This window comes from Paenarthrobacter sp. PPS72, assembly GCF_048537125.1.
In the GTDB taxonomy this organism is placed as follows: domain Bacteria; phylum Actinomycetota; class Actinomycetes; order Actinomycetales; family Micrococcaceae; genus Arthrobacter; species Arthrobacter nitroguajacolicus_E.
Genome location: NZ_JBLYIE010000056.1, coordinates 18,026 through 31,461 on the forward strand (window position 1 = coordinate 18,026; position 13,436 = coordinate 31,461).

The window sequence follows — 13,436 nt, forward strand, 5'->3', positions numbered from 1 at the left end:
TTCATGGGTACTACACCAACCGAAGTCCTGGCCTTTCCAAACATCAGGGCCATCGTCCGCGACAACGGGACCGCTGAGGTCGTCGTCGCGGGTAACTCCCGCATCGTGCCTGCCGGGGACTCCGTACAGGATCTCCGCAACAACGCCCTGGCCCTGGTCGTGGGCGAAGCGCAAACACTGCAGCGCCCCGTCCGGGTCCAGATCGAAGATCCCGAAGGACACGGTGAACTGATCGTGCACCCCGACAACAAGATCGAATCCGTCTCCTACGAACCGCGCCCGGCACGCCGCCGGGCAGAGGCCCCGGAAACCACCCCCGAGCCCGTCGCTCCAACCGTCATCGACACGGTCCCTGTTACTGCTCCTGAACCAGCAGCCGTCCCCGCACAGCCCACCGCTGCGGCAACGCTGGACCGCCAGCCATGGCCGCCCAACCCCGTAGAGAACGAGCCATCAACCGAGACTCCTGAGCCTGCCCAGCCGGCCGCCGCAGAACCGCAGACCACCGCAACCGCCCCGGAAGCACCGCTGACCCGGCGCAGCCTGAAGGAAACCTCGTTCCTGGTCAGCGCTCCGGTTTTGGAACCGGCAACACAGGGCTGGCGCGGAACGCTCACGCGACTCGGATACCGGATGGACCCCTCAGCCGAAGAACTCTCCGAACGTGAGGACATTCGCACGGTCAGCCAGCACTGGCCCGGCCCGCGCACCATCGCGGTGGTGAACCGCAAGGGCGGGGCGAACAAGACCCCCACGGTCGTCATGCTCTCGGCCATCCTCGCCCGCTACAGCGGTGCCGCCACAGTGGCCTGGGACAACAACGAGTCCCAAGGCACCCTCGGGTGGCGGACGGAAAAAGGCTCCCACGACCGGAGCGTCCTGGACCTCATCGATGCTTCCACCGAGCTGCTGTCACCTTCAACGAACGCGGCAGAAATCGCCAAGTTCGTTCATCACCAGACCGGTGACAAATTCGACGTTCTGCGCTCGGATGAAAACGAAGAAGGCGACCACGAAGTCACCGCTGAGGAAGTCGACATCGCCCACCAGGTGCTCACCCGCTATTACCGGCTTGTGATCATGGACTCGGGCAATACCGCCCGGGCAGCGAACTGGCGTCGGATGATTGACCACACCAACCAGCTCGTCGTACCTGTGACAGCCATCGAGGACCGCGCCGAAGCCGCCCGGCTGACGCTGCAGACCCTCGAATCCCGCGGTGGCCACGACGCGGAGCTGGCACGCAACGCCGTTGTGATCGTCTCCGAATCCACTGACGCCAAGCGCAGCATGAGCGGGGACGCTTTGAAGCGGGCCAGGGACGAGGCCCGGCGGATCGCTGACGGCTTCGAACCGTTCGTGCGGGCCGTCGTCCGGATTCCTTACGATCCGGCCATGGTCAACGGCCCCATCCGTTACGAAGCCCTCCAGCCCGCCACGCAGCGGGCATGGTTGGCCGCAGCGGCCGCCGTCGCCGCCGGCTTCTAGAACAACCCACCGACGGATTCTGAAAGGAGGAACCATGCAACAGTCCCTGAACCCCTGGATCACCCGCCCAGCCGGAGACCCTGCGGAGGCCGCTCTGGACACGCACGTGCCACCAGAGGCCGCGATCAGTGCGCCGCTGAGGGGAATGGTAGAACCGGACGCAGCAGACCGCCTCGGCCGACGCACCATGTCAGGCTCGCCAACGTTGTGGATTACCGGCGCCCACGGGGGAGCCGGCGAGAGCCGCATCGCTGACCTGTTCGACGGAGCCCGCCCCACCGGTCACTGCTGGCCCGTCCTGCAGGACGGGAGCACACCCCGGGTGCTGCTGGTCTGCCGGGCAGACATGCGCGGCCTGACAACGGCACAGAGCGCACTGACCCAATGGGCATCAGGTGCGGCACCGAAGCTGGATCTGCTCGGCCTCGCCGTCCTGGCGGACGCACCAGGGAAGACTCCCAAAGCGCTCCGTGACTTCGCCGCAATCGTCGGCGGGGGATCGCCCCGGCTCTGGACCCTGCCCTGGGTAGAAGCCTGGCGGCACGGCGGCACCACAACGCCGCCAACGGGCCGCGAATACGAACGATTCATCAATGACTTGGCCGCTCTGGCCACCGACATCACACCCAGCACCACCCACTGAAAGGTCTCACCATGAACTCCTTCTCCGCACTTGCGGCAAGCGTCATCCCCAACCCCACTCCGGTCGTTCCCGCCGAAGCCGGCGGCTTGCTCACAGTCCTGAACTGGGCTTCCGGTATTGGCCTCGTCCTGGGTGTTCTGGGCGTGATCATCGTCGGCGTCGGCATGGTCATCCAGCTCCAACGCGGCGAGGGTGGCCAGTCCCTCGCCAAGCTCGGCTGGGTCCTCATGGGCTGCATCATCATCAGCGGCGCTTCCGGCATCGTCCGCGCCTTCGTCTAAGCCAGCACCAACAACGGGAGGTTCACCATGAGCCAGTCAACAGAGAGCACCACCGAAAGCAATCCGTTCACCAAACCCGGGTTCCTCATCGCTGCCGCGCTGGTGGTCGCGCTGATCGCAGCAACCGTCGTCATCTTCCTGCTCCCCAACGGACAGGGAAACGCCCAGCCCGCCCCTGCCCCGACAGAGACCAGCAGCACAGCCGCAGCCAGCCCCAGCGCCTCCGCTGGGGCTGGCAAGAGCGTCTGCGGCCTCCCTGCGAGCAAGGAAACTGCACTGGGAACCGCGCCCAAATCCAAGTGGGACTTGCTCGGAACCATGGCCGTTCCAACAGATCCATCAACAGCAGGCCCCGGCACTGTGGGCAAGGACGGTCTGAGGTCGTGCTTCGCCCAGTCCCCGACGGGAGCCCTCTATGCGACGGCAAACATCTGGGCATCGTCCTTCAATGGCTACGCAAAACAGCTATACCTGGAGCTTTCAGCTGACAGCCCTTCGCGGGACAAAGCTGTACAGGCCATAAAGGAAGGCAAGGACGTCGGCGGCGGGACCTCACCAAAGGTTCAGATCGCTGGTTTCATGATCCATTCGTACACTCCCGAATCAGCCGTCGTCGAGCTGGCCATCAAGAGCAACGATGGCGGATACGGCGCTATCGCGACGTCACTGCTGTGGGAAGACGGTGATTGGAAATTGGATATCCCTCCCGCTGGCGGAGGCGCAGTTCGCCAGATCAGTGACCTGAGTTCATTTATCCCTTGGGCCGGCGTCTGACGTGGCAGAAAAGGAATGTGAGGTCTGGGACGCGTACTGCTGGAGTACGCAGGGTGCCAGCAATGTCGCGGCCGGGATCGCAGACGACGCAATCAACAATCTTGCAAAAGCCATCATGGAGGGCATGAGCCAGATGGTGACAACACTGTCTACCTTCTGGGTGACCATGCCCACGGTGAACCTGGCCAGCGAGGACGGCACCACGCCAAGTCCCGTTGTTTCTGCGGTCAATAGCGAACTGATGCCCTGGACGCTGGCGCTGGCGGTCCTCGCCGTCATCCTCGGAGGCATCCGGATGATCTGGGAACAGCGTGGGGCACCGCTTAAGGATCTGCTCCGCTCGCTGCTTACGCTCACTTTGGTGTCGGGCCTTGGCTTGGGTGTCATCTCGATTCTGGTGGTCGCGGCCGACGCCTTTTCTGTCGCCGTCATCGAGCGTTCCACGGACGGGAAGGGATTTGCAGAGTCGATGAACGTCCTGGTCATGACCAACCAGACCGGTGTCGGGGTTTTTATTCTGATCGTCCTGGGGTTGATTGGCCTGATTGCCTCTCTCGTCCAGGTCGTGCTGATGGTGGTGCGCAGCGGCATGTTGGTGATCCTGGCGGGCATCCTGCCGACCACGGCCGCGTTCACGAACACAGAGATGGGCAGGCAGTGGTTCCAGAAGGCAGTTGGCTGGACTATTGCCTTCATCCTCTACAAGCCAGCGGCTGCCATCGTTTATTCGGTCGCGTTCCTGCTCATGGGCACCGGCGGGGGCCAGAACGCGCTGATTAGGTCCATCACGGGCTTCACGTTGATGGTCGTTGCCTTGTTCGCCCTGCCAGCCCTGATGCGGTTCGTAACGCCGATGGTCGGCGCCGTCGCCTCTGGCGGGGGAGCAGGAGCAGGGGCTGTCGTTGGCGCCATGGCGACAGGTGCTGTCTCCTTGGGCCGCAGTGGCAGCGGTAAGGGCAATGCCGCACCAACGCCAGCGAGCACGCAGAGCAGCCAGGCAGGCACGTCTCCGAAGGGCAGTGACGGCACGTCGGGTCCCAGGGGAAGCGGCGGCCAGCCGACGCCAGGGTCAACCGGTCCTGGAGGTCCGGGTGGAGCTACCAGCACCGCGACCGCCAGCACTGCTAGAGCAGGAGCAACAGCAGGGGCAGCAACGGGAGCCAGCGGGGCAGCAGCAGCTGGTCCGGCAGGCATGGCCGTAGCTGCAGGCGCCCAAGTGGCGTCCAAGACGTCGCAGGCAATCGCAAAGACCGCGCAGGATTCAACCGGGGAGGGCCCCAGTGGCAGCAATTAATACCGAATACAAAGAACCGTCCTACGGCAACTGGCGCGTACCGCGCTCAGCGGGCCTGGGAAACCTCGGCGCTATCGGCACCGGGATTGTCATGGCCGGGCTGTTGATGGGCATCATCAGCTTCGCTATCTGGGGTCTGTTCCCGGGCCTCGCTGTCCTGGCCGTGGCCGGGGTTAGCGCCCTCCTGCTGACCGTCAAGGACAAGCACGGCCAGTCCATTGTTGACCGCTTCGCCACACGGATGAGCTTCCGGCTCTCCAAGTCCTCCGGAACGAATCTCTACCGTTCCGGCCCCCTGGGCGTGACTCCGTGGGGCATGTACCAGCTGCCGGGACTGGCCGCGAAGTCCACCCTGTACGAGTTCACTGACTCCTACAAGCGCCCGTTCGCCCTGCTGCATGTGCCGACCACCAGCCACTTCACCGTGATCTTCTCCACCGAACCTGACGGAGCCTCACTGGTGGACCCGGAGCAGGTTGATGCGTGGGTGGCGAACTGGGGCGGCTGGCTCGCCGGGCTTGCGGACGAAGCCGGCCTGGACGCCGCGGCCGTGACGGTCGAGACCGCACCGGATTCCGGATACCGGCTGCGGAACGAAGTGGAAATGAACATCGACCCGAACGCGCCAGCCTTTGCCCAGGCCATTCTGCGCGAGGTCGTTGACACCTACCCGGAGGGATCGGCCACGGTCCGCGCCTGGGTGTCCCTGACCTTCAACGCCTCCCTCCGGACAGGATCGAAGAAGCGGACACCGGAAGATGTGGCCCGGGACCTCGCCTCCCGCATCCCGGGCCTGTCGGCCCGGCTGCAGTCCACCGGTGCTGGTATTGCCCGGCCGATGTCAGCCCAGGAACTCTGCGAGGTGGTACGGATCGCCTACGATCCCCCCGCTGCGCTGATCATCGATGAAGCCCACGCCGCCGGCTCCCCGGTCTCCCTGACCTGGGGCGAGGTCGGCCCGACCGCGACGCAGGCAAGCTGGGATGACTACCGGCACGACAGCGCGTTCTCGGCCTCGTGGACCATGACCGGCGCACCCCGCGGGTCTGTGAACTCCTCGGTCCTGTCCCGGCTGTTGGCCCCGCACGGGGACATTGACCGTAAGCGGATTTCGCTGCTGTACCGCCCGATGGATTCTGCCCGGGCAGCTGCCGTGGTCGAGCGGGACCAGAACAACGCCAACGTCCGCATCACCTCAGGGAACCGGCCGTCCGCACGTGCCCTGGTCGATGCCCGCTCCGCTGTTCAGACCGCCCAGGAGGAAGCCCAGGGCGCCGGGCTGGTGAACTTCGGGATGGTCGTCACGGCCACCGTGACCGATAGGGAACGGCTCGCTGATGCGGTCGCGGCCATTGAACAGACCTCCGGTACTGCCCGTGTGTTGTTGCGCCGTGCCTACGGTTCGCAGGACACAGCGTTCGCGGCGTCCCTGCCGTTGGGGCTGGTCCTTCCCAAGCACAGCCTGCTGCCCTCCGAAATCAAGGATGCCCTGTAATGGCCCTCATGAAGATGTTCACCCGTTCCCCCAGGAAGCCAGCCGAGCCGGCGAAGGCTGAGCGCCAGCCGCGCGAGGCCGGGCCGGGCTCCCGGGGCTGGATCGGGCGTGGCGGAGGCATGGCCGCCCTCGTCCCGTCCGTGACGGAGTACCGGGGAACGACGGTCCAGGTCTGCGGGCTGTGGCCGTTCTCCTCCGGTGCGTCCTCGCCCATGATCGGCGTCCCGCTGGGACGCCACGAAGAAACCCAGGCCACGGTCTGCTGTGACCCGATCAGCTGGTTCCAGCGGGCACGGCTCATTTCCAACCCCTCCGCCTTTATCCTGGGCAAGCCCGGCCTGGGCAAGTCCACGCTGGTGCGCCGCATGTTCTTAGGGCTCTCCGCCCAGGGCGTCCACCCACTCGTTCTGGGGGACTTGAAGGGCGAGCACGTCAAAGCGGTCCAGGCACTCGGTGGCCAGGTCATCAAGCTCGGCCGTGGCGTTGGCTACCTGAACATTCTTGATCCCGGCCAGGCCGTCGAGGTCGCCCAGCTCCTCGAGGCCAGCGACCATCACGAAGCCGCCACCCGGGTCCGGGCCGACGCGCACGGCCGCCGCCTGAACATGGTTGTCTCGCTGATCACGATCAGCCGGAACAACCCGCCCACGGATCAGGAACAGACGATCCTGGACCGTGCGCTGCGGGTCCTCGATGACCGGTTCGACGGTATTCCTGTCCTGAAGGACCTCCTGGACGTCATTGTGTCCGCACCGGACGAGCTTCGCCAGGTCGCTCTGGACCGTGGCGACATGGCCGTCTACCTGCAGGAGACACGGGCGCTGGAGGCAACCCTGCTGGGCCTGACCGGGGGAGGGAAGCTGGGGGAAATCTTCTCCCAGCAGACCACCAATCCCATGAAGCGGGACCGCGCCGTCGTCTTCGATGTCTCCAGCATCGATGAGACGGAGACGGACCTGCAGGCCGCCGTCCTCCTGGCGTGCTGGTCCTACGGTTTCGGCACGGTCAACGTCGCCAACGCCCTTGCCGACGCGGGCCTGGAACCGCGCCGAAACTACTTCGTCGTCCTGGATGAACTGTGGCGGGCACTGCGCTCCGGTAAGGGCATGGTGGACCGGGTGGACGCCCTGACCCGTTTGAACCGCTCCGTCGGCGTCGGGCAGATCATGATTTCCCACACCATGTCCGACCTGCTGGCACTGCCGGCAGAAGAGGACCGGATGAAAGCCCGCGGATTCGTCGAGCGTTCCGGCATGGTGATCTGCGGCGGTCTGCCGGCCTCTGAAATGCCGCTGCTGACCTCCGCTATCCCGTTGTCCCGGCAGGAGCAGCAGAAACTCATCTCCTGGCAGGACCCGCCTGCCTGGGATTCGCGCGGCGTCGACGTCGAACCTCCCGGGCGCGGGAAGTTCCTGATCAAGGTCGGCGGCCGCCCGGGGATCCCGGTGCAGGTTGGGCTGACGTCGATCGAAACCGGAGACCACGGCGTGAACGACACCCAAACGAGGTGGCACGCCAAAAGTGAGAAGTTCGCGTGAATTTTGACGCTTTTGGCGTGAACTTGAGTACGCCCGGCGATTGCAGCGGGTGTGGGTGCTTAGGTTCAGGGAACCTGTGTGTCCTGACGGGTGAGGTCGGGGTGCTCGAGAGTGTTCAGGTAACGGGTGGCGCCTTCGACGCTGAGTCCGAACAGGTCGCAGATTCGGCGGATGTCCCCGCCTGTCGCGTGGATCTCATGCAAGATGCGGTCTTCGCGCAGGACTCGGGGCCGCAGCGTCCGGCCGGCCCAGGGGAACTGTCGACTGGCAGGCAGGAGCCTGGGCGCGGTGCGCCGGTTGATGAGCAGGTGCGGGTTGGCCGTGCCTGGCCAGGTTCGGTTGCGGTGGTCGAGCCAGGCCGTCAGGCGTGTGCGTACGGGGGCGGCCAGTGGGATGTCGCGGTCGCCGAGTTTCAGGTGTCCGTCGCTGATGTCGGTGAGTTTCAGCTCGCTGATCTGTTGCGCGGTCAGGGCGTGGAAGGCTACCAGGGAAACCGCGAGGGCAACGGCTTGGTTCGGGGAGTTCAGCTCCTCGCGGATCACGGCGGCGTCCAGGGCGAGGGGGATTGTGCTGCCTTTCGGGGACGCCTTCATCCCTCGGGTCGGGTTGGCGAAGATGAGTCGGCGGCCTTTGAGTGTCGTGAAGAGCGATTTGAGTCCGTTTCCGGCGATGTGGCGCCGGGCCGTGGTTTCGTCCAAGGCGGCTGTGATGTCGGCGCGGGTGACCTCGGCGAACGACTGGAGCCCCGCCTCGGCCCAGGCGTGGATGATGGGTTCGATGCCCAGGATGTGCGCCTTGATGGTCTTGGGGTCCCGCGGGATCTGCCGGGGCGCCTGGTGGGCGCCGTTGATCAGGACTTGCAGCCATATTTCGAGCTGGTCCTTCATGGCCGGTGGCAGTGTGCTGGTCTTGGCAGCGAAGTAGCGTTCGATGTGGGTCGGCCGGTCCTCGATGAGGAGGCCGGCCGCGGCCAGTACGTCGATCGTAGAGAGGACATTGCCGGAGTATTGCCGCAGTTGAAGGACGTCGGTGGCGCGGACTTTAGCGGTTGGGCTGGGCCGCAGGCCCTCAAGGAGCCTCAGGGACCGGGTCACGTCGTTGCGTTGCCGTTTGCTCCAGCCGGCCCTCTGGGCATGTTGACGGACGATGGCGGCGCAATAGCGGGTCAGATCGTTATCTTCGAGTCGGGCACGGGCCGCGACAGCCTTTTGGTCGGGCGGCATGTCGAACAGCGTCGTCTGCATGCCCATGTCGGCGGCGGGTGCGGTGACCCGCTGGTTGTTCTTGTCTCGCAGTTTCCATGGCGCGCGTTGTTCCGGGCTCAGCTTTGGCGCCCCATGACGGTGGAAGCTCATGTTGGCGAAGAAGAGCTGGTGGCCGGCCTTGGTCGCGCCCGCCAGGTCCAGACCGCGTCCAGGCTCTTGGAGCATTCGTGCCTGTTCCAGGCAGAGCCGGCAGGCCCGCCGCTCTCCGACTCGGGTGGTGCGTCCGCAAAAGTCGCAGATTCCATCAGGGTAGTGGGAGCGCCACCACCGGCAAGGCCAGCACGTCCAGTTGTAGCGGCGGTAGACACCCCAAGCAAAACATTCCTTGCACGAGCCTGGGTGTTGCGGACTGCCGGGATGGCAGATGGCGCACATGCCCTGGCTGAAGTAGTCCCTGCTGGTGCCGCATTTGGAGCATGGAGGTGGGCTGAACGGGCCACCGGGAAGGCAGTCGTAGCAATAGTCCACCCGTGGATAGGCCCATGCGACCCTGTTGATCTGACAGCGGGGGCACATCGATGGCGGCCGAAGCGGCGCCATCGGGCCCGGAGCCGGACTCACAACAGCCCTGCCTACAGGGGAGGCTCGGACCGTGGCTTGCCGAATCTCGGCGTTACGACCGGTGATACCTTGCCAAAACTCGGAGACACAACGGAAGACGGCCTACCATCGCCGGTGCCGGCGCCGGTGTCGTTGCCGTTTATGGTCTCGGTGACGCGTGGGCGACGTGCGGCGACCTTGTCAGGTTCGGGGGTCATCAGGTCTGCCGGTGTGCATTTCAACACCGAGCAGAGCACGTCAAGCTCTTCGAGTCTCATCGTGGCCGGCGTTCCGGCCCACCACGAGGACATCTTCCCGGCACTGATCTCTAGGCCGGCATCGGCGAGCATCCGGCGTATCTGCGCTGACTTCCAGATCCCACGTTCAGCGGCGCGGATCCGCAGGTTCCACTGCACGGTCTCATCCTTCCTTTTGTGTTGTCGCGAATCGGGACTCGATCCGCTCATTGGCGTTTTTCCAGGCTTGCTCGACGTACTCGCTGCGCACGTGGATGTAGCCCGAGGTAGTCGCAAGCCACTGATGACCCAGCAGTTCCTGGAGGGCCTTGATGTCCATCCCGGCCCCGTAGAGCGAGGAGGCGCAGTAATGCCGCAGGACGTGGGGAGTCATCCGCCCCGACCATGCCGGCAACCACTGATCGATCTGCAACCCCAGGCTGCGCCGCAGTGCGTTGTCACCGACCCGGCCGCATCGGCCCAGCTCACGGTCAAAGCGCTCCGAGGGCAGCAGAGGTGCGTCCGGATCCTCCCAGTCCCCGCCGTACAGGTGTCGGACATCGCCCAGCCACCAGTCGATCAGCTCTGCAGCGCCGTTGATCGCGGGCACAAGACGCGGCTTCGGGCCACGGCCGTGAGCTCCTTTGCCGAACCGGACATGGAGCTTGCCGAACCCGCCCAGGTCCGGGCGCCAGTCACGGATATCGAGCATCACCGTTTCGTTAATCCGCAGCCCCAGCCGACGCCACAGCGAGGCAGCGAAGTAATCCCGCGCGGCAGGCAGATACTTGCGGGCCTGCGGGATCGAGTGCCGCCAGGAAGTAAAGAACGTTTCGATCTCGGCATCCGACGGTGGCACCCGGACTTTGCCAAGGGATGCCCCGGACGGGCGGTTGAACTCATCAATGGGCTGTTCGACCAGCACCCCGGTCGCCCGATGTATCCGGCCCTGGTAACGGCTGATCACGAACTCGTAAAACAGCGCCAGCGTCCCTGCCTTGCCGGCTCTGGTGCTCACACTGCGTCCCAGCCGCTTCTGCTCGGCAAGGAACCGGTCAGCATCCTGACACGTCGCCGTCCACAACGGTCCAGTCACCGACCGGGCAAATTCGATGATTGTCGCCCGGGTATTGCGGATGTGCGAGTCGCTCAGACCAGCCGCCGCCATCGCCAGCGCGTACTGGTCAACGATCTCCTGCTCGAAGTCCTCGGCCGCCTGCACACTCCAGAACCCCGGATCCATGGCGGCCCCACCAGGCAACACCACCAGCGCCATCAGTCAACAACTTCAGAAGGAGCGAGCATGCGTCGACATTACGCCCAAACCGTCACTCTCGTCGATGGTTCATCGGTTTGGTCCCACAGCGGCTTCGATCCAACGCCACCTGCCCAAACGCGACTTCAAGCCCCAAATCAGCCCAACGAACCTGAGCGAATAGAGACACCGGCTGATTCTCTCCTTGGGCCAGCAGCTCCTGAGCTGCCCGGCGAGGGAGGCGCACTGTGAGCGCACCGAACCGTAAAGGAATGGGCCTCGGGGATGCCCTGCTGGTCTGGCTGGCTATTGGCTTTATCGTCGTCTTTGGCGGCGGGACCTACGCGGCCGCTCACGTGGGTTCTTGGATGGCCGGCATCGAGGCACCGCCCGCCCATCCGATTGATCTGATTGCCGGGCTGATCAAGGGACGGGTGCCCTGGCCAGCCCAGTCCACCGTCGCCGCGTCCCTCATGGCCGGCGTGATCGTGGTCCTGACCATCGTCGTGCTGGTGGCCTGGAGGAAGGGCGCGTCCAAGCGTGCTCGGGTCGATAAGGCCGCCCGGTACCTGGGCCGTGGGAAGTCGCTGGCCGCGTTCTCCGAGAAGGGCGCACAAGCCACGGCCGAGCGCCTCGGCGTGAAGGACACTCCGGGCATTGTGGTGGGAAAGGTGGTTTCCACCGGCCAGAAGTTCATTCAGTCCTGGGAAGACCTCAGCATCGACATCTGGGGGCCACGGACGGGTAAGTCGACCTCCCGGGTTATGCCCGCGATCCTGGACGCACCTGGTGCCGTCGTCTCGACCTCGAACAAGCGCGACGTGGTGGACGGCACCCGCGGCGTCCGGGTCCTGACCGCTCCGGTGTGGGTGTTTGATCCGCAGAAGATCGCCCAGGAGGAACCCGACTGGTGGTGGAACCCCCTCTCCTACGTAACGGACGAAGAGAAGGCCCACAAACTCACCCAGCACTTCTCGGTCGGTTCGCGTACCCCCGGGTCAAAGCCGGATGCCTACTTCGATCCCAAAGCCGAAGACATCCTCTCCTCGTACTTCCTCGCGGCCGCGCTCGGGGAGCTGCCCATCACCCAGGTGTATCTATGGGTGACGGAGCAGGTCAGCCAAGAACCCATCGAAATCCTGAAAGAACACGACTACGAGCTCCAGTACAAGGGCCTGGAGTCCACGCTGAAGCTGGCTGACAAGCAGCGCGACGGTATCTTCGGCACCGCCGAGAAGATGATCCAATGCCTCAAAAGCAGGAACACGCTGCGCTGGGTCGCCCCGGCACGCGGCGAGTCCGTGGCCACGGACCCCCGCCGACAGTTCAAGCCGCACGACTTCGCCGCCTCACAGGAGACGATCTACATTCTCTCCAAGGAAGGGGCCGGCTCCGCCGCACCCCTCACCACAGCACTGACGGTGGCCATCGCCGAGGCCATGGAGGAACGCGCCGAGCGCAGCGGCGGCCGCCTGCCACTGCCGGCACTGTTCGCCCTGGACGAGCTGGCCAACGTCGTCCGCTGGGCCGGCCTGCCGGACCAGTTCAGCCACTACGGCTCCAAGGGCCTGATCGTCATGGGCATCCTGCAGTCCTGGTCACAGGGCGTCGAACTCTGGGGCGAGGCAAACATGCGGAAAATCTGGTCCGCCGCCAACGTCAAGGTCTACGGCGGCGGCGTCGCCGAAGAAGGCTTCCTCCGCGCCCTCTCAGACCTGATCGGGGACTACAGCTACACCAACGTCTCCATTTCCTCCGGAAAATCCGGCTCCAGCCGCTCCCGGCAGGAAGGCAAGGAACGCATCTTCGACGTCTCCAACCTCGCCGAACTCGACCGTGGCCGCGCCGTCGTCCTCGCCTCCGGCGCACCCGCCACCCTCGTCCGGACACTGCCCTGGTACACCGGGCCCCACAAAGAAGCCGTCGAGGCATCCATCAAGACCTACAGCCCCCGCCCCGAAGAACCGACCGCACCGGCGGCAGCCGAGCCGGTGGCCAATCCCTGGGTCACGACGTAGGAGGCGCTGAGATGAACAGCGACATCGGACGATTCAGCACAGCTCTTGCTACCGGCGAGACAGAGGCACCCGCCGAAAGGCCCGCGGAAGAGCAGAAGCCACCTGAACTGGTCTACGGCTCAGCCGAGGAGTTCCTGCACGAGCAGCTGCTGCCGACCTACGTCCGCGACGTCGACGGCCGCGCCGCCAAATGGTGCATCGAGTGGTACTTCCACCCCGAAGCCCTTTCCCGCGTGGAAGCGCTGTGGCGGGCCTGGGAACATCTGCGCCTCGACGGGGCAACGGGTATCAGTGTCTGGTGGAAGGACCACGCGGACCACCACATGAGCGTGCTCCTGGACCCCCGCGGCCCGTTCTACAAATGCGATAATCAAAAGCACAGGGACCCCGAACATCTGGAGCCAAAACGTGCACCAGCAGGGTGGTTCCCTGATGTACGACTGCAAGACTAACGGTTGAGTGCGAGTAGTGGTGGTCCATTGAACCGCCCCTATTGCGTTGTCTCGAATTAAGCTTCCGCTAGCGTCTGGGACTGGGCCCGCTCTTGATGCATTTCGGTTCCCCTCGGCGTCATTAGGGCAGATGCTCTTTAAGCAACCTCATTGATTG

Annotated in this window: 12 protein-coding genes; 9 read left to right on the top strand and 3 right to left on the bottom strand. The window is 64.9% G+C overall.

Features of this window, described 5'->3' with window-relative positions:
• The first annotated feature begins 3 nt into the window (after positions 1-3).
• Genes ACLRGI_RS19725 through ACLRGI_RS19755 form a run of 7 tightly spaced genes read left to right on the top strand, consistent with a single transcriptional unit; the run spans position 4 to position 7,513 of the window.
• The gene (locus tag ACLRGI_RS19725; protein WP_253030975.1) at positions 4-1,488 is read left to right on the top strand and encodes a chromosome partitioning protein ParA; all 1,485 of its coding nucleotides are present in this window, start codon (positions 4-6) and stop codon (positions 1,486-1,488) included.
• Between the two features lie 34 nt (positions 1,489-1,522).
• On the top strand, positions 1,523-2,131 hold the full coding sequence (locus ACLRGI_RS19730) for a DUF6668 family protein (protein WP_253030976.1): 609 nt from the start codon (positions 1,523-1,525) through the stop codon (positions 2,129-2,131).
• An 11-nt stretch (positions 2,132-2,142) separates the two neighbouring features.
• The gene (locus ACLRGI_RS19735) at positions 2,143-2,412 is read left to right on the top strand and encodes a hypothetical protein (RefSeq protein WP_253030977.1); all 270 of its coding nucleotides are present in this window, start codon (positions 2,143-2,145) and stop codon (positions 2,410-2,412) included.
• A gap of 27 nt (positions 2,413-2,439) precedes the next feature.
• Positions 2,440-3,186 carry a DUF8175 domain-containg protein gene (locus ACLRGI_RS19740; RefSeq protein ID WP_253030978.1) on the top strand — a complete coding sequence of 249 codons (747 nt, stop codon included), beginning with the start codon at positions 2,440-2,442 and terminating at the stop codon, positions 3,184-3,186.
• 1 nt (position 3,187) lies between these two features.
• Positions 3,188-4,480, top strand: coding sequence for a TrbL/VirB6 family protein (locus ACLRGI_RS19745; RefSeq protein WP_253030979.1), 1,293 nt, complete (start codon positions 3,188-3,190; stop codon positions 4,478-4,480).
• The gene (locus ACLRGI_RS19750) at positions 4,467-5,975 is read left to right on the top strand and encodes an SCO6880 family protein (RefSeq protein WP_349469159.1); all 1,509 of its coding nucleotides are present in this window, start codon (positions 4,467-4,469) and stop codon (positions 5,973-5,975) included. Before ACLRGI_RS19745 ends, ACLRGI_RS19750 begins: the two co-directional genes overlap by 14 nt.
• On the top strand, positions 5,975-7,513 hold the full coding sequence (locus tag ACLRGI_RS19755) for a helicase HerA domain-containing protein (RefSeq protein ID WP_253030980.1): 1,539 nt from the start codon (positions 5,975-5,977) through the stop codon (positions 7,511-7,513). Before ACLRGI_RS19750 ends, ACLRGI_RS19755 begins: the two co-directional genes overlap by 1 nt.
• A gap of 65 nt (positions 7,514-7,578) precedes the next feature.
• On the opposite strand, the gene ACLRGI_RS19760 is transcribed toward ACLRGI_RS19755, so the two are convergent.
• From ACLRGI_RS19760 to ACLRGI_RS19770, 3 genes are all read right to left on the bottom strand, one after another.
• Complete coding sequence (locus ACLRGI_RS19760; RefSeq protein ID WP_253030981.1) at positions 7,579-8,943, bottom strand: site-specific integrase; 1,365 nt, start codon at positions 8,941-8,943, stop codon at positions 7,579-7,581.
• 407 nt (positions 8,944-9,350) lie between these two features.
• Entirely contained in the window at positions 9,351-9,734 is a 384-nt protein-coding gene (locus ACLRGI_RS19765; protein WP_253030982.1) for a helix-turn-helix domain-containing protein, read from the bottom strand.
• Between the two features lie 4 nt (positions 9,735-9,738).
• Complete coding sequence (locus ACLRGI_RS19770) at positions 9,739-10,830, bottom strand: tyrosine-type recombinase/integrase (RefSeq protein WP_307311629.1); 1,092 nt, start codon at positions 10,828-10,830, stop codon at positions 9,739-9,741.
• A 227-nt stretch (positions 10,831-11,057) separates the two neighbouring features.
• On the opposite strand from ACLRGI_RS19770, the gene ACLRGI_RS19775 reads away from it, so the two are divergent.
• Together ACLRGI_RS19775 and ACLRGI_RS19780 are read left to right on the top strand one after the other, a co-directional pair.
• Positions 11,058-12,827 carry a type IV secretory system conjugative DNA transfer family protein gene (locus ACLRGI_RS19775; protein WP_349469160.1) on the top strand — a complete coding sequence of 590 codons (1,770 nt, stop codon included), beginning with the start codon at positions 11,058-11,060 and terminating at the stop codon, positions 12,825-12,827.
• 11 nt (positions 12,828-12,838) lie between these two features.
• Complete coding sequence (locus tag ACLRGI_RS19780; protein ID WP_253030986.1) at positions 12,839-13,279, top strand: DUF4913 domain-containing protein; 441 nt, start codon at positions 12,839-12,841, stop codon at positions 13,277-13,279.
• Positions 13,280-13,436 lie beyond the last annotated feature (157 nt).